Below are 19,628 nucleotides of genomic sequence, written 5' to 3' on the forward strand. Positions count from 1 at the left end.
CGGCTATCGCTACATTAAATAAAAATCAGTCTTATGTCATTAATAGTACCCAGTTTGAGTTCTCCAACGGTCCCTTGGAAGGGATCAATCGTCGAATTAAGACCCTCAAGCGTTCCTGCTATGGTTTTGCCAATCAGCAATTTTTCTTTTTAAGAATTGATTGTTTATTTGCGTAAAAAAACACCTCCCACATTCTCGTAGGAGGTGTTGATATCCATCAATACCAGTTGACAGATACCCCCATTTTTTAACATTAAGATAATTCAAATGATTACCCGAATATTTTAGACGCTTACCATTCCGAAAAGCTCTTAGTTGAACTTATGTTGGTGTTTACCACCAATGAAGAGACTAGCAATTGAAGCTAAAAGAATGGCCGAGAAACTAACAACAGCGATTACATTACTTAATAATGACATCATGGTAAACACCCTTTCTTAACTAATTAACTGTTATCGCTTTCAACACCTATATTATAACATTTACGGTCGAAAATTGTTGAAAGGAAAGCTAATAATTTGGTAAGACTTTAGGTGAAAAACCTTAGCAAAAATTAAGCAAAGAAGTCACGAACAATTTGTTTATAAGCTTTAATTGTTGCAAGGTAACTCGAAATAGTGGTAAATTCATCGGTTTGGTGCGCCACGTTCCATGAATCGCAACCGAGAACAACTACTGGTAAGTCAGGTCGATGTAAGGTAAACACGCTCGCATCGGTTGCCCCGTTAATGATATCTAGTTTAACGTCATTTGGGTAATTGCGTTGTGCGGCCTCTAAAGCGACCTGAACGAAATGATTATCAGGAGCTGTTGCGATTGGATAAAAGTCTTGGATAATTTTTAGTTCAAGCTGGAAGGGAGTTGTGTGATTAATATATTCGAGAGCGTCCTGAAGCCGATCAATGACTTTTTCATTATCAAAGGCAGCAGTAGGGCGAACGTTCCCATGAAGAGTGGCGCTATCAGGAATAGTATTTACTTGGTCACCGCCATTAATGACAGTAATACTATGCTGAACCTTTCCTAAATACGGGTCATCTTTAGCATCATCGAAAAGGTGCTTTTCTTCTTCAACGAACTTTAGGAGACCTTCGATAGCATTAATCCCTTGTTCTGGGTGCGAGCTATGACATGACTTACCAAAGCTGGTAATACGGTAATTCATACTTCCAGAGTGAGCATAAATAATATTACCGCCCGTTGGCTCACCAACCACTAACGCATCTAAGTCGGTAGCTGTACCTTGTTTTTCAAGACGATAGGCGCCGGGAGTCCCTAATTCTTCACCGGCAGTCGCAATAAAACGTACTTTACCAGTTGGCAACTGATTTGCTTCTTTTAATTCGATGAGGGCTAGTGCTTGAGCAGCTAAACCGCTCTTCATATCTGCGGCCCCCCGACCGTAAATGCGGTCTCCAACAACCTCACCGCTAAAAGGAGGGTATTGCCAGCGATCCGGATTAGGCACCGCAACAGTATCTTGGTGACCAGTAAAGCCAAGCACCCGTGAATCTTCGCCGGCCCCGATTTCAGCGGTTAAATTAGCGCGGCGGTCACCAAATTCATCAACTTTTGGCTCGATCCCGTGAGCTGCTAACAGTTTTTGTAAATAGTGAGCAACTTCAACTTCATTGCCATTAACAGAGTGAATTTTGATTAAATCTTGCAGTACTTTTACTTTTTCGCTGGCTTCCATATTGATTCTCCTAACTTTAACGGTCTTGGTGGTTGAGCTTCTTGGCTAAAAAGTCCCCAATGACTTGAATGATTAAAACGAATAAAAGAACAAGAATAGTTGCGACTAAGGTAACATCATTATTGAATCGGTCATAACCGTATGAGATAGCAGTATTACCTAAACCGCCGGCCCCGATTGCACCAGCCATTGCAGTAAGGCTGACTAAGCTAATTAATGTAACGGTTGAGACACGGACAAGTTCAGAACGTGCTTCACGAAGGTAGACATTTGTGATGATATCCCAGTTGGTAGCGCCAATTGCCTGGGCTGCTTCAATTTTACCATGGTCGACACTTTCAAGCGCAACTTGGACTTGACGAGCATAAAAGGCAAATACTCCTAATGAAAGAGGGACTAATGCCGCGGTAGTTCCAATTTGTGTTCCCACAATTAATTGGGTAAAGGGGGCAATGAACGCTAATAAGATAATAAATGGGATTGCCCGAAAGACAGATACAACCTTATCAACAATACTAAAAACAATTCGATTTTCTAGAATTCCGCCTGGTTCAGTAACGACGAGGGCTACTCCAAAAATTAATCCGAGAATGCCACCGAAAATCGCCGGCCAAAAAGTCATGTAGATAGTTTGAACGATTGAGGTTCCCCAACCATTGTCGCCGCCCCAGCCAAGCTGAATTACATTTGGTATTAGATTATTCATTCCAAATCCTCCGATCATCAATCTTTGTTACAGTAACATCATTTTGCTTTAAGAAGTCAATAGCTTGCTGACGCTTATCTGCATCACCTTTGATAACAACAAAGAGTGTACCGACTGGCGAACCGGCTAGGACTTCAATGTTACCGTAGAGCATACTTGCTTCAACTTGTAGCTGTTTATATAACTCGATAATAATTGATTTAGTGACATTATTTGCATCGTAAACCAATTGAAGTAATTCTTCATCATCATCAAGGTGCCCAAGATTAAAGGCTTTGAGTGTATCGACTGCAGCTAGCGAGCCACCAACAAATTGTCGTGTTAAGTCTTGTTGTGGTTGCAAGAAGACCTTTTGAAGTGCTCCTCGTTCTATGATTTGACCATATTCCATGACTGCAATTTTGTTAGCAACCCGCTTAACGGCGTCCATTTCGTGAGTAATTAAAACGATTGTTAAATTTAGCTTATCATTTAACCGCTTTAAGAGGTCTAAGATTTGATTAGTATTTTGCGGATCAAGAGCAGAAGTGGCTTCATCTGAAATGAGGATTTCCGGATCGTTAGCTAATGCCCGGGCGATCGATACTCGTTGTTGTTCACCACCGGATAATTGGACGGGATAAAATTCAGCTTTATCTTTCAAGCCGACTAGGTCTAGAAGTTCAAGGGCTTTCTTTTCCTTGGCGTCATCGTCTAAGTCGGTATGCTTAAGGGCAAAAAGGACGTTTTCAATTACGGAAGTTTCATTTAATAAATTGAAATGTTGGAAAATCATTCCAATTTTTCGCCGCTTTTCCTGCAATTCTTTATTGCTGATTTGCTGCTGATGATCTTTGAAAAATACGGTTCCATTAATGGTAACTGTCCCGGCAGTGGGAAGCTGTAAGAGGTTAATTGTCCGCACTAAGGTTGATTTTCCGGCTCCAGAATAACCGACAATCCCGTAAATATCACCTTTTTCTACTTTTAAGGTAACGTCTTTAACCGCGTGAACAGTTTGTTTTCGCTGTTTAAAAGTTACGCTAATATTATCTAAGTCAATAATTGGGTTCGCCATATTAATCCTCCTTATTTATTGAAGTTAAGATCCCATGCTGGAATTTCAGCAGTACCGTAAAGCTTCTTGATTTCTTGCTTTGTCTTTTCTGTTTGGTAAGCTTTTACGACATCTTTGTAGATTTTATTGTTCTTTTGGCTATCCTTTGCGGCAATGACGTTAACCCATTGTTTAGAGTCTTTGTTAATTGGTTCAACAAAGATAGCACTCTTGTAGTTAAGGCCAGCTGCTTGAGCGTAATTAGTATTAACTACCGCTGCGTCTACATTATCTAAAGACCGTGCAGTTTGGTCGGCTGCTAATTCTTTAATCTTAAGGTCATGTGGATTCTTGGAAATCGAACTAACAGTAGCGAGCTTAGTGCCCTTCTTTAATTCGATCAAACCAGCGTTCTTCAATGCAAACAATGCCCGTGATTCGTTTGAAGCATCATTTGGAACAGCGATTGTTCCGCCATCAGGGATTTCCTTAACACTCTTGTATTGCTTAGAGTAAAGACGGATTGGTGTGATGTAGGTGTCACCGATAGAAACAAGGTCTGTCTTATGTGCTTTATTCCATGTTTGTAAGAATAGTTTGTGTTGGAATGAGTTTAAATCGACATCGCCATTTTCTAAGGCTTTATTTGGCTGGTTGTAATCAGTGAACCGCTTGAACTTCAAAGTAACATTGTACTTATCCTTAGCGGTCTTACTTACAGTTTTCCAGATTTCATCATCTTGCTTTGATCCGGCCATGATTCCGATTGTAACAGTCCGCTTTGCCTGTTCTTGGGGACGAATGAAACTAAAATAACCAGCAATAACAACAACTAAAGCGACAACAATCCAAATAATAGTATTTCTTTTCTTCTTACTCTTCATAATAAAAACTCCCTTTCAAGTTATATATTTTCTCTAGGTAATTAAACGTTAATGTTAGGAAACAAAAAAAGCACTCATCCCTTAATTAAAGGACGAGTGCTCCGCGTTACCACCTTTATTCGCTAAATCCTCACAGATTCAGCCTCAGTAGGTTACTCTAATAAAATAATTAGAATTACCTAGCACTAGTAACGTGTGCTAACCCGTTATCGACTAACAATCATCGATACCATTCCAAGCCCATCTTCAGTAGTTAGTCTTACTTCTTTTCACCACCCAGAAGCTCTCTTAAAAGATTCGCTACTTACTCTGCTTTTCGATATGTTTTAACGTTCAATTAATTATTATGCATTTTATTATAATGATTCTCTCATTTTTGTCAACACCTTTTTAATTTAAAATTAGCAAATGAGTTATACACGCTTTTTTATTTAATGTAGAAATAAATTGCTAAGTTTTTAGGCATTGATTCAAAGTAGCAATTAAAATGGTCTTGTGATATCATTAAAAAATAATTAGAACATCGAAAGGGGTCTTAGTAAATGACACGTAAGGTTGGAGTTATTGGAATGGGAAATGTTGGGTCGACGGTTGCCCATTATATTGTCGCAATGGGTTTTGCCGATGACCTAGTATTAATTGATAAAAATGAAGCAAAGGTTAAAGCCGATGCACTGGACTTTGAAGATGCAATGGCAAACTTGCCTTTCCATACTAATATTACCGTTAATGATTACAGTGCATTGAAAGACGCAGATGTAATTGTTTCTGCTTTAGGAAATATTAAACTACAAGATAATCCAAACGCGGATCGTTTTGCGGAATTACCATTTACTCGTCAGGCAGTTAAAGAAGTTGCGCAAAAGATTAAGGATAGCGGATTCTCTGGTAAAATCGTGGCAATTACTAACCCTGTTGATGTTATCACATCACTTTACCAAAAGATTACCGGTTTACCGAAGAACCATGTGTTAGGGACAGGAACCCTGCTTGATTCTGCACGGATGAAGCGGGCGGTTGCTGATCGTCTTCACCTCGACCCGCGTTCAGTTGATGGCTACAATCTTGGTGAGCACGGTAATTCACAATTCACTGCTTGGTCTACAGTACGGGTATTAGGGAAGCCGTTAACCGAAATTGCCGACAAACGTGGTCTTGACTTAGATCAACTGGATAAAGAAGCGCGGATGGGAGGCTGGACAGTCTTCCAAGGTAAAAAGTACACTAATTACGGTGTTGCAACAGCAGCGGTTAAATTGGTTAACGCAATTTTAAGCAATTCATTATCAGAATTACCAGTATCAAATTATCGTGAAGAATATGGCGTTTACCTATCATACCCGGCTGTTGTTGGTCGTGATGGGGTCGTTGAACAAGCTCAGTTGGATTTGACAGATGAAGAGTTACAAAAATTACAAACATCTGCGGACTTCATTAAGGAGAAGTATCAAGAGAGTCTTGAAGCCAAAGATTAAGGAAAAGTTAAATACTTAATCAGTGCTGGCATTAAAAATTTAATCATGGTATAGTTATCGGTAGCTTACAAAATAAAAGTGGTGTCGTTGTTTCAATGGCACCACTTTTATTCTGAATAAATTAAGGAAGGAATTATATCATGACAAAAGAAGTAAAGCGTATTATAGTCGTAATTCTTTTTTGTGAATTTTTAATCTGCCTTGGGATGAGTCTTATCTTCCCGGTCGAACCATTCATTAAGAATGAATATCACTTTACTGCCTTTGACATGGGAGTAATGTCCTCATTATTTGCTTTTGTTCAATTCATTGCTTCGCCTATTGTTGGTCGAATTTCAGATAAGCTTGGACGTAAGCCGATGCTGGTTTGGGGACTGTTGATTTTTGCAATTGCCGAGTTTGTTTTTGCATTAGCACAGCATCTGTGGGTATTTGATTTGTCACGGGCGGTTGATGGTTTATCAGCAGCGATGTTTGTGCCTACCTCGATGGCACTAGCAGCTGATATTACTAGTGAAAAAGATCGAGCCAAAGTTATCGGTTGGCTATCAGCTGCATTTAGCGGTGGCTTGATTTTAGGACCTGGACTTGGTGGAATGCTCGCCCATGTTAACTATAAGTTTCCATTTTGGATTGCGGGGATACTGGGCTTGATTAGTACGGTTGTTGCTTGGCGGTTTTTACCTCGTGATGAGGACATTTTGATTAAGAGCGAGACGAAAAATCCCGAGAACGAATTGTTGTCCAGTGGTTGGAGCCAAATTAAGCAGATAATGACACCAATGCTAATAACTCTTTTCGGAATGATCTTTGTTGCAGCATTTGGGCTTGCGGGTTTTGAAAGTATTTATAGCCTATACGTTAATGAAGTCCATAACTTTGATTTGAGCGCGATTGCCCTTGTCCTGACGTTAAATGGGATTATTTCGTTGATTTTACAAGTATTCTTTTTTGATCGTCTTGTACGTTGGCTTGGCGAGGTGCGCTTAATGCGTTATAGTTTTTTCCTTAGTGTTATCGGAACCATTTTAGTGATTTATGACCATTCACATTGGCATATTATTGTAGCAACACTGTTTGTCTTTGAAGCTTTTGACTTGCTGCGTCCTACGATTACAACACTATTGACGAAGATGAGTACGGCTAATCAAGGTTTGCTCAACGGAATAAATATGTCATTAACGAGTGTGGGAAATATTATTGGACCACTGATTAGTGGATACTTATTAGATGTAAATTATCAATATCCTTATTGGTTTGTAACGGCCTTTTTAATTATTTCCTGGGTAATAACATTTGTTTTGGGAAGAGAAAGAAAATCAATGGTTAATAATTAGAATGTTTTAGGGAGGTGTCAATGACGGGTTCATTGTTATTTTTAATTCTAATTGGTCTCGCAGTTGGGGTTTTTGTTATTTCGCTTGGTGGTGGCGGAGGAGCCATCTATCTTGGTGTTTTGACGGCAATTTTTCAATTGCCGCCAGCAACTGCGGCTGCCACATCAATCGTGACAGCTTTGCCAGCCCTCATTTTAGGGTCTCTCGCGTATTATCGGCAGGGACTGATTAACTTTCAACTCGGTAATCGTATGATGCTTTCAGCAATACCGAGCATTATTGTCGGATACTTAATATCACCGTTCATTCCGACTAAGCTTTATAAAGTTGTTATTGGTGCTATTCTAATCTTTTTAGGAGCGCAAATTATTTATAAGTTATATCACAATGCTCCTAAAAAACAATCAACTGTTTCTCCGCAAACTGCTAGTATCATTTATGGAGTTTTAGGCGGGCTGATGGTTGGAATCGCAGGGTTAAGTGGTGGTGGACCGATCACCGCAGGATTATTAATCTTAGGCGCCTCAATGGCAAATGCATCTGCCACATCGGCTTACGTTTTAGTGGGGATGTCAATCGTTGGGGCCTCATTGCATTTAATGGGTGGCTCAGTTGATTGGCATGCCGCTGGCGGTTTAATTATCGGGTCGCTGGCAGGATCTGTGCTTGCACAGCCAATTATTATTTGGTTAACTAAGAAACCGCAACGAGCATTTTATATCAAGTTATTTATGGGAATCTTCATTATTTTAATGGGGATCAAAACATTATAAAGAAGGTAGGAAAAGACCAATTTATATGGTTTATCGTCCCATCTTCGTCGACGCGCGGTCAGCAGGTAAATAGCCACTGTGCTGAAACTTTAAAACAATTAAGAGGTTGGGAAGTCCCAGCCTCTTTTTTTGGTTTTATTTATTATCTTTCAATTGCGCCTTTTTTAGTGCATCTATAGTTGCGTCTTTAATTGCTCGACTGGTTGCAGATGCACCTGTAACACCATCGACTTCAGCACTGTTAGCAGCAATGATCTTACCGGGCAGCTCATCTAAAGCCCATTGTCCCATTTCGGATTCGTGGTGTTTAGTTACTTGTAGGTCTTGAATCTTATTGTCTTGGTAGGTTAGCAGGACTTCTAATTCGCCGCCGTATGCACTAAAGCCGTTTCCAATATATTGATTTGCTTGTAATTTACTCATTTTACTTACTAACAACTCCCATTGTTAAATTACATTGCTTTGCCCGGTCTCGCAAATAGCAAGAAGTGGGCATTTTTCGCATTTAGGTTTTCGTGAAGTACACATATACCGACCCCAGAATATCATACTATGATGAGCATCGAGCCAATGTTCAGGTGGAATAACCTCCATTAACTTCTTTTCAATTGTAAGGACTGTTGCTTTGGGTTCTACCATTCGTAAGCGGCGTGCAACCCGGCTCACATGCGTGTCGACCGGAAAAGCAGGAATATTAAAGCATTCAGCGAGCACCACATCTGCGACCTTACGACCGACCCCGGATAAACTCATCAGTTCTTTTAAAGTCTGCGGAACTTCGCCGTTAAAATCAGTAACAATTTGTTGTGAAGTTTTAACTAGAAAGCGGGCTTTATTACGATAGAGCCCCAGTTTTTTTATATAAGGCTCGACGTCTTCTGGCTCAACAGCAGCTAGGTCAGCCGGTGATGGAAACCTTGCGAATAATGCTGGTGTTACCTCGTTGACAGACTGATCTGTTGATTGTGCACTTAAAATTGTTGCGAGCAAAAAGTGGTAATTAGTGTCGGCGATTAGAGTTGTTCCGGCATTGGGATAAGTTTGGCGCATTATTGTTATGGCATAACGAATTTCTTCTGGTGAAAGCATGTAAAATCACTCTTTCGTATATATTTATAATCATTTTAACTCTTATAACTGGATTAAGCGAAAAGGAATTACCTCATTTTTTTATCATAAAAGGATTATTTGCCAAGTTATAATCTAAAAAGCGACGAAAATCAAAGTTAAGGAAAGTAGGCAGCGTGTTTGTTTAAATAACGAAATCGCTTTCTTAAATTAATTTAAATAAACGATTGACCTCTTAATAGCACCTTGGTAAAATGTATTAAAGATTTTCTTATAATTCTAATCAAATTTTAATTATAAAACCAAAGGAGGATGATTATGAGTTTTTGGAAAACAATTACACGTAAAGAAGACCCGCGTGTTTATGACAGTAAAGACGGTCACCTAGTACGATCTTTGAAGGTACGGGACTTTTTAGCTTTAGGTGTTGGAACGATTGTGTCCACTTCTATTTTCACTCTTCCTGGTGAAGTAGCTGCGATGCATACCGGCCCTTCTGTTGTTATCTCATTCTTGTTAGCAGCAATTGTTGCTGGTCTGGTTGCCTTTGCTTATGCTGAAATGGCAGCAGCAATGCCTTTCGCCGGTTCGGCATACTCATGGATTAACGTTGTGTTTGGCGAATTCTTTGGCTGGGTTGCTGGTTGGGCACTACTAGCTGAATATTTCATCGCGCTTGCCTTCGTTGGATCAGGACTTTCGGCAAACTTCCGGGCATTATTTGCTCCGCTCGGTTGGAAACTACCAGCCTCGTTATCAAATGCCTTTGGAACAGAAGGCGGGGTTGTTGACCTGGTTTCAGTTGTAGTTATTGTTCTTGTTGCCTTGCTAATTTCTCGCGGGGTATCACGGGCAGCACGAGTTGAAAACCTGCTTGTTGTTCTAAAAGTTTTTGCAATTTTACTATTTATTGTTGTTGGTTTAACAGCTTTGAAAGCAAGTAACTTTACACCATTCATTCCTGCTTACCGTGAAACAGCTAACGGGGCCTTTGGTGGCTGGCAAGGTATTTATGCTGGGGTCTCAATGATTTTCCTTTCATACATCGGTTTTGACTCAATTGCGGCTAACTCTGCTGAAGCAATCAATCCACAAAAAACGATGCCACGAGGAATTCTTGGATCATTAGTAATCGCCGTAGTATTATTTGTTGCAGTTAGTCTTGTTCTTGTCGGAGTATTGCCATACCAAGAATATGCTAACAGTGCCGAACCAGTTGGTCTTGCTTTACGGGCAGCTCATCATGGTGGCGTTGCGACTGTTGTGCAAACGATTGCCGTTGTTGGTATGTTTACAGCTTTGATCGGAATGAGTATGGCTGGGTCACGGTTGATCTACTCGTTCGGTCGTGACGGTATGTTGCCAAAATGGCTTGGGAAGCTTGATGAAAGTAACCGCCCAAACCGGGCATTATGGACGTTGACAATTGGGGCAGTGCTTATCGGAGCATTCTTCCCATTTGCGTTCCTTTCTCAATTGATTTCTGCCGGTACCTTAATCGCCTTTATGTTTGTGTCACTTGGGGTATATGCTTTGCGTCGTCGTGAAGGTAAGGATATCCCAGAACCTTCATTTAAGATGCCATTCTACCCTGTATTGCCAGCACTTGGGTTCATTGCTTCATTCCTTGTTTTCATGGGACTTGATTATCAAGCAAAACTTTACGCTGGTATCTGGTTCATCTTCGGCTTAATTATTTACTTTGCTTACGGAATGCGTCACTCGACTATGGCAAAGAAAGAAGATGGACAAGATGAAAATGTTGAAGAAAACAAATAAAGAAGTTTTACAAAAAGAAGAGGCTGCATTTGCGACAGCAGCCCGGATTAAGTATTATGATATCGTTTTAGATCATGGTCAGGGGGCAACTGTTACTGACATTGAAGGCCATGATTATATTGACTTGCTTGCTAGTGCTAGTTCTACTAATACAGGACATGCGCATCCTCAAATTGTAAAAGCAATTCAAGAACAGGCAGCTAAGATGATTCAATATACGCCTGCCTACTTTGCTAATTCACAGGCAGCACGCTTAGCTCCGCGATTAGCAGAACTGGCACCGATGAGTGGCCCTGTTGAAATGGTGTGGGGTAATTCTGGATCCGATGCCAATGATGCAATTATTAAATTTGCGCGGGCATATACAGGACGTCAATACATCGTTTCATTTACAGGGGCTTATCATGGTTCAACGTATGGTTCCATGACGCTTTCGGGAGTTTCATTAAATATGACCCGGAAGATGGGACCAATGTTACCTGGAGTGGTAAAAGTCCCATTTCCAAGTCCATGGGAGCGTCTTGTAGGCGAAACTGAAGAAGACTTTGTTGATCGGATGTTTGCTCAATTCATGTTACCTTTTGAAACTTATCTCCCAGCTGATGAAGTTGCGGCAATTCTCATTGAACCAATTCAAGGAGACGGTGGAATTGTCAAGACACCACCGGCTTATATGCGAAAAGTATACGAATTTGCAAAAGCTAATGGGATTGTTTTTGCGGTTGATGAAGTTAATCAGGGCATGGGTCGTACAGGAAAATGGTGGTCAATTCAACACTTTGGAATTGAACCTGACTTAATGTCTGTCGGGAAATCCTTGGCTTCGGGGATGCCCCTCAGTGCGATGATTGGACGGAAAGAGATTCTTGAATCACTTGGCGCACCGGCTAATGTTTATACGACAGCTGGTAATCCAGTTACAACCGCAGCAGCCAATGCAACTTTGGATGTTATTCAAAATGAGCACCTGTTAGAACGTTCCCAACGCTTAGGAGCTAAAGCTGAAGAATTCTTCAAGCAAGAACAAGCAAAGTATTCTTTCGTTGGTGATGTAAGGATGTATGGCCTTGATGGCGGGATTGATATTGTTGATCCGGTAACCGGTGAAGGGGATTCAGATGCAACTACAAAATTAATGTATCGTATTTTTGAATTAGGAGCGATTATCATTAGTTTGCGAGGGAATATTCTGCGCTTCCAGCCACCACTGGTAATTACTGAAGAAGAACTGGATCGGGCGTTTGCAATGATCGACCAGGCTTTCTCAGAATTAGCTGCTGGTAAATTATCTGCACCAGCTAATGCAGAAGAACTTGGCTGGTAAAAAAAGAGTAGGAAATAACAATCTTGTTGAGAAAGTTATTTTCTACTCTTTCTTGATTTAAATATCCTTTTTTCGATATACTACAAGTGCCATCTTAGCTCAGCTAGGTAGAGCACATCCATGGTAAGGATGAGGTCGGCGGTTCGAACCCGCTAGATGGCTTTTAAGCACCTTAGCACAAGTTATCTTGAAAAATTCATTATATTAGTGAAACTGGAAAAGCCTTTTTCGGTTTCTTTTTATTTTGGAAACATTTCTTTTCGCAGCGAGGCATAGATTGGTTGACCCCCAAGTAAATTGCTAGTGATATAAGCAATAAACGTTAAAATTGTCATTGGTAAAATTTGGTCGACGGATCCGACCATCTCTGTTAATAAAGTAATTGCAGTAAAGGGTGCTTCTTCAATAGCGCCGAAGTAAGCTGCCATTGAGATAACTACAAAATTAAGGTAACATGCTGCGGGAATAATATTCTGGTGAATCATAACTACACCTACAATAGCACCGATTAATGCTCCTAAAACAAGAATTGGCATGAAAATACCGCCGGGAACGGAAGCACCATAACTAATCATTGAAAAGAAAAACCGAATGATGAAGAAAGTGACGAAAAGACCTAAGAGGCTTGTGAGGTTGCTATTCTGGTCAAGCCCAGCAATATAAGCGATGAAATCATGACTTCCGCCTAGGATTCGGGCATTCCACAATCCAATTGGAATTACGAGTAGTAACGGAATCGCGCTATGGTAAATCCGTGGCAACTTGATCTTACTGTACCACCATCGCAGGTTTAAGAGAGTATATTGGTAGCCAAAAGCAAGAAAACCAATTAAAATACCAAGGAGAATTAACCAGCTATAGCTATCTTTAGGCATGTTCGCGTGAACCGAAATATAAAGGCAGGGCCGAACACCAAAAAACAGGATTGTTACAAAGTCTGATGTAATTGCTGCAGCAAGAGCGGTAATACAACCCTGGGGATGAAAATCAAATGTGATCTCTTCTAAAAGAAATATTACCCCAGCCAATGGAGCACTAAACGCGGCTGAAAGACCTGCAGCGACACCGCATTCGAGGAGAAAACGTTTTTCTTCTTTGCTTATCTTAAGTTTTTCGCCAAATAATTGACCAATACAAGCTCCCATTTGGATACAGGGACCTTCACGACCAAGGAAGAGACCCGGACAAATTGCTAATAGCCCCCCGATAAATTTACGCCATAAAACACTCCAAGCATTCATTTGGTGTTCATTCAATAATACTGCTTCGATTTGCGGCACCCCAGAACCAACTAAGTCTAGTAAAGAGGGCTTAAGAATTCTGCTGAGAATTAAGATAATTAAAATCGTAACTGCAATATAAGGAATGAGTAATTGGGGGTGCTGGGCCATCATCGGATAAATGACCATTAAAAATTTTAGTGTATGATCAATAATCCAACGGAAGATGCTTACGAGGAGGCCGGTTAAAGCGCCGACAACGATTGCTTTTCCAATTAATGAAATGAAAGCCATGGACATCGGTTTTGATAATACATCGCGGGCACGTTTGATGTTAGACTTGCTGGTTGGCACGGCAATTCCTCCTTTCAAAAATTTGAGAATTATTTATCTTGTATTATACACGCCCCTCAATAATATTTCGTGTTGGTATGGTAAAATCAGAACTATATACACATTGCACAGTAATTAAAATTGGAGGAAAAGAAATGGAATTTATAGCAGTGCTAGCAGGGTTGCTGCTGGCTACACAAGTGGTAGCGCACCTATGTCGTCGAGTTGAGATACCCGAAGTAATCGGGCAGATTTTAGTGGGGATTATCGCAGGACCAGCTGTTCTTAATTGGGTTCATTTAAATTCGATGATGAATGAATTTCAGGAAATCGGGGTTATTATCTTGATGTTCATTGCTGGGTTGGAAAGTGATCTTTCCTTACTGAAAAAGTATTTAAAGCCAGCGGTTGTTGTGGCAATCCTTGGGGTGATTATTCCAATTGTAATTATGGGCCCGGTAAGCTATATGTTTGGCTTTACTAAGCTTGAATCACTCTTTATCGGTGTTATTTTTGCTACAACGTCTGTTAGTATCTCTGTTGCCGTTTTGCGTGAATTTAAGCGCCTGGATAGCAGGGAAGGGGCGACAGTTCTTGGAGCAGCGGTTGCTGATGATATTATTGGTGTTATTTTATTGAGTGTGATGATCAGTGTCATCAATGGCAGCAACAATAGTGGTCATGGCAGTGGTCAGCCATTAGGAATCGTTTTATTAATGCAGTTAGTATTCTTTGGCGGAACTTATTTGCTGATTCGTTGGTTAGCGCCTTACCTTATCCACATGAGCGACCGACTGTTAACAGTTGCTTCAACGTCCGTAATGGCAATGATCATCTGTTTAGGAATGGCAGCAATTGCTGATTACGTTGGTTTGAGCGGGGCAGTTGGCTCATTCTTTGCCGGAATTGCGGTTGCTAATACAAAACATAAAGAAGTTGTTGATCGGAGCTTTATTCCGATTGGATATGCAATGTTTATTCCATTGTTTTTCGTGAGCGTGGGACTAAATATGCGCTTTGATAATATTAAAGAATCGCTTGTTTTTGTAATTGTGATGACTATTCTTGCATGTTTAACAAAATTAATTGGTTGTGGAGCCGGGGCAAAGTTATCTGGCTTTAGTATGCCAAGCTCTTATGTTGTCGGTAGCGGAATGGTTGCCCGCGGTGAAATGGGATTAATCACGGCACAAATAGGTTATGAAGCGCATCTCTTGTCGTCGATGTACTATTCTGATGTTATTACTGTAATTATTGTTGCGACCGTTTTAGCACCGTTTATTCTAAAACACGCGTTAAAACGATCAGCAAATGAACTTGCGTAAAGGGGACTTTTGATGGAAAATCATGAGCGAGAAGCGGAGCAGGCACGAGTTGATAATGTTGAAAAACAAATCGATCAACAAGTTGCTGCGACTACTAAAGCGGTTGAAGATGCTCATCGTGAAACACAAGCAGTTGAACGCAACTATAGCGAAAATGCCTCCATTAACCGTTATGAAGTTGATGATATTGCCGAATCGCGGTCAATGATTGAACAGCAGCGACAATTGGTTTCACGGGCAGCGGAAAGTGAATCAATTTTAAAACATCAATTAAGGACTTTGAAAAACTTGAAAGGCTCACCATATTTTGGGCGAATTGATATTCAAGATCCTGGCGAAAAGCAGAGTGAGACTTTGTATATTGGTACCTCGTCACTGATGAATGATGATAAAACTGAATTCTTAATTTATGATTGGCGGGCCCCTATTTCAGGTGTTTACTACAATGGAACGCTTGGTAAGGTGAATTATGAAACGCCAGCGGGGATGCAAACAACTGAATTAAAAAAGAAGCGTCAATTCACTATTAAAGACGGCAGAATTACTAACATGTTTGATACCAATGAAACAGTTGGTGATGAGGTGTTACAAGCAGCGCTCGGTAAGCAAAACGACCAGTACATGCATAATATTGTTGCAACAATCCAGAAAGAGCAAAACGACATTATTCGCGATACGCGTAGTGACCTTTTGCTTGTACAAGGGGTAGCCGGTTCGGGGAAAACATCAGCGATCCTGCAAAGAATTGCATATTTGCTTTATCATAGCCGAACAGAATTGAACGCGGATCAAATTGTCCTTTTTAGTCCGAATAACTTGTTTAGTCACTATATCTCTGAAGTTTTACCAAGCCTTGGAGAACGAAACATGCGACAAGTGACGTTAGAAGGATTTATTAGGCGCCGCTTTGAAGGATTGCAAGTTGAAACGTTATTTGAACGGTATGAAGAACGGCAAAAACCTGATAGTACGTCTCATGTTGTCGCTGATTTTATTGAGAGCGAATCGTTTATGCAAGCAATCGCGCATTATGTTGAAAAAATGACAATTGATGATTTGCAGTTTGCTGATATTCGTTTTAATGGCCAAGTATTCTTTTCTGCAGAGCACATTAAAGAGCTTTATAAGGAATTGCCAAAAACAATGCCTTCAGCTGATAAGTTAGTCCAACTAAAAAATAAGCTAATCCGTGAATTGCAACGGCGTGTTAAAGATGAAGCTAAAAAAGATTGGGTAGCTAAAGAATTAGACTCGCTTGACCTGCAACAACTGCATAATTTATATGGAAAGAAATCAATTGATGATTTTAAAGATGAAGATGAGCAGTATGCTTACTTGTCACGCCGGCTGGCTAAACGTCGCTTACGTGTTATTGCCGATGCTGTTTATAATAATTATTTCCTTGATTTCTATAACCAATACAATAAATTTTTACATGCTATTGAAGTACCTGAGACTATCAGTCAGCGTGAATGGGCGACGATGATTCTTACCTTTCAAGACGAAATCGAATACCATCGTTTGGAACTGATGCATGCAGCTCCGTTGATGTACCTCCGTGATTTGATTTCTGGTACAGGTCAGAATCGTTCTTTCCAATATGTATTTATTGATGAGATGCAGGATTATTCCGCGGCAATGTTAATCTACCTTAAACATGCATTCCCACAGGCCAAATTTACCGTACTTGGCGACAGTGAACAGGCGCTATTTAAACCATTACAGTTGCCGGAAGAGTTGTTAAACAAGCTAAGCGGCGTACTAAAAGCTAAGCGTCCTAACTTAATTGCATTACGACGTAGCTACCGTTCAACGACTGAGATTACTGACTTTGCAAAGGCCCTGCTACCGGATGGCGATAAAATAATTTCGTTTACACGACACGGAAAGAAGCCACGGCTATTAGTTCGCTATTCTGACGAAGAAAGCCAACAAAGCTTGCTAGATGAAACGCGTAAACTTGCTAGCGAATATGAAACAGTAGCAATCCTAACTAAGAATCAAGAACAAGCGACCGCGGTTTATCAATTTTTACATCGGCAAAAAATTGAGGATCTGCACTTGCTAAATACTGACGACACTGAATTACCCAAGGGAATCCTTATCTTACCAATTTATTTAGCTAAGGGCCTTGAATTTGATGCAGTCCTAGCGGCGGACGTTTCTGCTAAAAACTTGGCCAATACAGATGAGGTCGGTATGATTTATACGATGGCATCTCGCGCAATGCACGAATTAGTCCTTTTGAGCAACGGGGCGGTTAGCGAAGCAATAAATGAAAAGGCAGGACGGCTGCTTACAATCGAGTACCAATTGCCGAATAAAAATTAAACCTGTTTATTGACTAAAAACGCTTTCAAGAATAGCCGACTTATGATAATCTAGGGACTGTAGATATAGAAAAGGAGATGCTTCGCCATGGTTAAAGACGAATACACACTTGTACTAGTAAAGCCTGATGGGGTAAAGACCCGCCATATTGGAGATGTTATTACCCGAATTGAACGTAAGGGGTATAACATTGAGGCCCTTAAAATGATTGAACCATCAGAAGAAAAGCTTCGTCAGCATTATTTTGATAAAGTTGACAAGCCATTCTTCCCAGAACTTCTCGAATACATGACAGAGGGTCCGATTGTTGGAATCGTTGTTTCTGGTACTAATGTAATTCAGGCTATTCATAATATGGCAGGGGCTACTAATCCTGGTGAAGCTGAATGGGGTACTATTCGTGGTGATTATGGTCGTGAATGGCCAGATGGCAACTTGAGAAATATTATCCATACTTCGGATAATGTCGATAGTGCTACCCGTGAAATTGGTATTTGGTTCCCAGAATTTGATATTAAAGATAAGCAGTAATAATAAAAAATGATAAGGGGACTGTGACATAAGTCCCTAATAATAAGCGGAGTTAGATGAAATCTTCGGATTTCATTTAACTCCGTTTTCCTTTAAAATATGTATTAATAAAAGAAAAAGACACCGACCAGCCCGTCGATGTCTTCAAAATACCCTCGAAAGGATATATAAAACATTGGAAACTAATTATAACATGAATCAACTTAGTTTGAACATACCTACTGCCTATGAACCTGAATTAAACCATCCTGCTCGTTATATTAACCAATTAGTTGAAGGCCTTGCGATCCGCAAGCCTAATATTATGGGGCGACCAAGGGAATACGATCCGAGAATGTTATTAAAATTGGTCCTTTTAGCCTACAGTTACGGTATTATTTCCTGTCGGAAAATTGAACGCTTTGCTCGTGAAAATATTGTCGCAATGTGGTTAACTCAAGAACAGCGACCAACTTACCGTACGATTGCTCGCTTTGTGATTTCTAAGGACTTAGAAGAAATGATCCAAAGCAGTTTTAAGGAGTTTCATGACTACTTGAAAGCTCAAGGAATGATTGATGAGGCTTCATTTATTGATGGCACTAAAATTCTGGCTAACGCAAATAAGTACTCCTTTGTTTGGAAGAAGCGTACGATCAAATATAGTGAATTAAACGTTGAAAAAGCCCGTAAACTGCTTCAAGAAATCAAGCAAGCTGAAGTTAAAATCGACGTTGACGAGAATAACTTTGACGTTGATCAGCTCGATACTATTATTGCGCTTCTTGAACAACGTATCGAAGAATTGAATCAACAGGTAAGCGAAACCGCTAAGGTTTCGCCTAATCCGGCCAAACAAGAACGACGCCACGCCAAAAAATATCGCCGCGCTTTAGAACACTGTCGCCAAAAAAATTTAGAATATCGTACTCAAATGCAGATCGCTGGTTCACGGAATAGCTACTCTAAAACAGATCACGCAGCTACTTTTATGCGCGTTAAAGAAGATCCAATGCGTAATGGACAAACTAAGCCGGCATATAATCTTCAAATTATGACTAATTCGCAATTTACGCTTGGTTATGACTTAATGCAAAACCCCACTGATACGAGAACACTAATTCCATTTCTTAAGCAGCTCGCCCAGAACGAAGTTTTGGGACGAGAAATTGTAGCCGATGCTGGTTATGGGTCTGAACGTAATTATAAATATCTTGAAGATGAGTTGCCTGATTGCACCGCCCTAATTCCTTATAGCACGATGATTAAAGAGAATAGTCGCAAATGGCGCTCTGATGATCGAAAGGTTATGAATTGGGAATACCATGAAGACGATGATTACTATGTCAATCCAGCTGGAGTCCGCTTTAATTTTAAACGATACGCTTACCGAAACGATAAATATAAGTTCCATCGCGACTTTAAGGTATATCAAGCCGAAAAGTACGATGAAAATCACCAAGTTATTCCTCAGGCATTAACGCCACGTGGAAATACTAAGTATATTATGGTTAATCCACAATGGGAGTATTTTAAAGCTAAAGCACGTAAGTCGCTTTCAAAGTCCACTACGTATTCTCGTCGCAAGTACGATGTAGAAACTGTTTTTGGAAATTTGAAAGCTTATTTGGGTTTCAAGAGGTTCACGGTGCGTGGTCTCAAGAAAGCCAAAAGTCAGATTGGAATTGCCCTAATGGCACTGAATATGAAAAAGATCGCCGGGAGGCTGTCCATATTTAGTATTAATTTTAAGAAAAGGAAGAACCGCTCAGAATTTCAAATGAAATTCCGAACGGTTCTCTTAATTTAAAGGACTTATGTCACAGCCCCT

Annotated in this window: 17 protein-coding genes, 1 tRNA gene and 1 other annotated feature; of the genes, 11 read left to right on the forward strand and 7 right to left on the reverse strand. The window is 40.3% G+C overall.

Features of this window, described 5'->3' with window-relative positions; all coding sequences use genetic code 11:
* A partial coding sequence (locus tag H5S41_RS08415) for a transposase (protein WP_182602962.1) occupies nt 1-176 on the forward strand: 176 nt, incomplete at its 5' end.
* A 377-nt stretch (nt 177-553) separates the two neighbouring features.
* Here the strand turns inward: H5S41_RS08415 and H5S41_RS08420 are convergent.
* The 4 genes from H5S41_RS08420 to H5S41_RS08435 are packed head-to-tail and all read right to left on the reverse strand — an operon-like array spanning nt 554 to nt 4,322.
* A complete protein-coding gene (locus tag H5S41_RS08420) occupies nt 554-1,696 on the reverse strand; it encodes an ArgE/DapE family deacylase (RefSeq protein WP_182602963.1) in 1,143 nt (380 codons plus the stop codon).
* Nucleotides 1,697-1,712: 16 nt separating this feature from the next.
* A complete protein-coding gene (locus H5S41_RS08425) occupies nt 1,713-2,420 on the reverse strand; it encodes a methionine ABC transporter permease (RefSeq protein ID WP_369933106.1) in 708 nt (235 codons plus the stop codon).
* Nucleotides 2,395-3,459, reverse strand: a complete 1,065-nt coding sequence (locus H5S41_RS08430) for a methionine ABC transporter ATP-binding protein (protein WP_182602964.1) — start codon at nt 3,457-3,459, stop codon at nt 2,395-2,397. The genes H5S41_RS08425 and H5S41_RS08430 overlap by 26 nt, the downstream gene beginning before the upstream one ends.
* An 11-nt stretch (nt 3,460-3,470) precedes the next feature.
* Nucleotides 3,471-4,322, reverse strand: a complete 852-nt coding sequence (locus tag H5S41_RS08435; protein WP_153710476.1) for a MetQ/NlpA family ABC transporter substrate-binding protein — start codon at nt 4,320-4,322, stop codon at nt 3,471-3,473.
* A gap of 85 nt (nt 4,323-4,407) precedes the next feature.
* Nucleotides 4,408-4,651: a binding site (T-box leader), on the reverse strand.
* A gap of 213 nt (nt 4,652-4,864) precedes the next feature.
* Here H5S41_RS08435 and H5S41_RS08440 point away from each other — a divergent pair.
* The 3 genes from H5S41_RS08440 (at nt 4,865) to H5S41_RS08450 (ending at nt 7,907) form a co-directional block, all read left to right on the forward strand.
* A complete protein-coding gene (locus H5S41_RS08440) occupies nt 4,865-5,797 on the forward strand; it encodes an L-lactate dehydrogenase (RefSeq protein WP_182602965.1) in 933 nt (310 codons plus the stop codon).
* 140 nt (nt 5,798-5,937) lie between these two features.
* Nucleotides 5,938-7,134, forward strand: a complete 1,197-nt coding sequence (locus tag H5S41_RS08445) for an MFS transporter (RefSeq protein WP_182602966.1) — start codon at nt 5,938-5,940, stop codon at nt 7,132-7,134.
* Between the two features lie 20 nt (nt 7,135-7,154).
* Nucleotides 7,155-7,907 (forward strand): sulfite exporter TauE/SafE family protein, encoded by a 753-nt coding sequence (locus H5S41_RS08450; protein ID WP_182602967.1) that lies wholly within the window; start codon nt 7,155-7,157, stop codon nt 7,905-7,907.
* Between the two features lie 135 nt (nt 7,908-8,042).
* On the opposite strand, the gene H5S41_RS08455 is transcribed toward H5S41_RS08450, so the two are convergent.
* Complete coding sequence (locus H5S41_RS08455) at nt 8,043-8,330, reverse strand: FMN-binding protein (protein ID WP_182598838.1); 288 nt, start codon at nt 8,328-8,330, stop codon at nt 8,043-8,045.
* Nucleotides 8,331-8,354: 24 nt separating this feature from the next.
* Complete coding sequence (nth, locus tag H5S41_RS08460) at nt 8,355-8,996, reverse strand: endonuclease III (protein ID WP_182602968.1); 642 nt, start codon at nt 8,994-8,996, stop codon at nt 8,355-8,357.
* Nucleotides 8,997-9,293: 297 nt separating this feature from the next.
* On the opposite strand from nth, the gene H5S41_RS08465 reads away from it, so the two are divergent.
* From H5S41_RS08465 to H5S41_RS08475, 3 genes are all read left to right on the forward strand, one after another.
* Nucleotides 9,294-10,754 carry an APC family permease gene (locus H5S41_RS08465; RefSeq protein ID WP_153710481.1) on the forward strand — a complete coding sequence of 487 codons (1,461 nt, stop codon included), beginning with the start codon at nt 9,294-9,296 and terminating at the stop codon, nt 10,752-10,754.
* Entirely contained in the window at nt 10,729-12,078 is a 1,350-nt protein-coding gene (locus tag H5S41_RS08470; RefSeq protein WP_369933111.1) for an aspartate aminotransferase family protein, read from the forward strand. The genes H5S41_RS08465 and H5S41_RS08470 overlap by 26 nt, the downstream gene beginning before the upstream one ends.
* Nucleotides 12,079-12,166: 88 nt before the next feature.
* Nucleotides 12,167-12,240 (forward strand) — tRNA-Thr (locus H5S41_RS08475).
* 77 nt (nt 12,241-12,317) lie between these two features.
* Here H5S41_RS08475 and H5S41_RS08480 read toward each other — a convergent pair.
* Nucleotides 12,318-13,592: a ClC family H(+)/Cl(-) exchange transporter gene (locus tag H5S41_RS08480; RefSeq protein ID WP_231833130.1), complete on the reverse strand. Its 1,275-nt coding sequence runs from the start codon at nt 13,590-13,592 to the stop codon at nt 12,318-12,320.
* Between the two features lie 194 nt (nt 13,593-13,786).
* Between H5S41_RS08480 and H5S41_RS08485 the strand changes: the two genes are divergently transcribed.
* The 4 genes from H5S41_RS08485 (at nt 13,787) to H5S41_RS08500 (ending at nt 19,607) form a co-directional block, all read left to right on the forward strand.
* Nucleotides 13,787-14,956: a cation:proton antiporter gene (locus tag H5S41_RS08485; protein WP_182602970.1), complete on the forward strand. Its 1,170-nt coding sequence runs from the start codon at nt 13,787-13,789 to the stop codon at nt 14,954-14,956.
* A gap of 12 nt (nt 14,957-14,968) precedes the next feature.
* Complete coding sequence (gene helD, locus H5S41_RS08490; protein WP_182602971.1) at nt 14,969-17,287, forward strand: RNA polymerase recycling motor HelD; 2,319 nt, start codon at nt 14,969-14,971, stop codon at nt 17,285-17,287.
* Nucleotides 17,288-17,374: 87 nt separating this feature from the next.
* The gene (gene ndk, locus H5S41_RS08495; RefSeq protein WP_153710485.1) at nt 17,375-17,818 is read left to right on the forward strand and encodes a nucleoside-diphosphate kinase; all 444 of its coding nucleotides are present in this window, start codon (nt 17,375-17,377) and stop codon (nt 17,816-17,818) included.
* Between the two features lie 175 nt (nt 17,819-17,993).
* Nucleotides 17,994-19,607: an IS1182 family transposase gene (locus tag H5S41_RS08500; protein ID WP_231833099.1), complete on the forward strand. Its 1,614-nt coding sequence runs from the start codon at nt 17,994-17,996 to the stop codon at nt 19,605-19,607.
* Nucleotides 19,608-19,628: the final 21 nt, after the last annotated feature.

It is taken from the genome of Limosilactobacillus albertensis, assembly GCF_014145555.1.
Lineage (GTDB): Bacteria > Bacillota > Bacilli > Lactobacillales > Lactobacillaceae > Limosilactobacillus > Limosilactobacillus albertensis.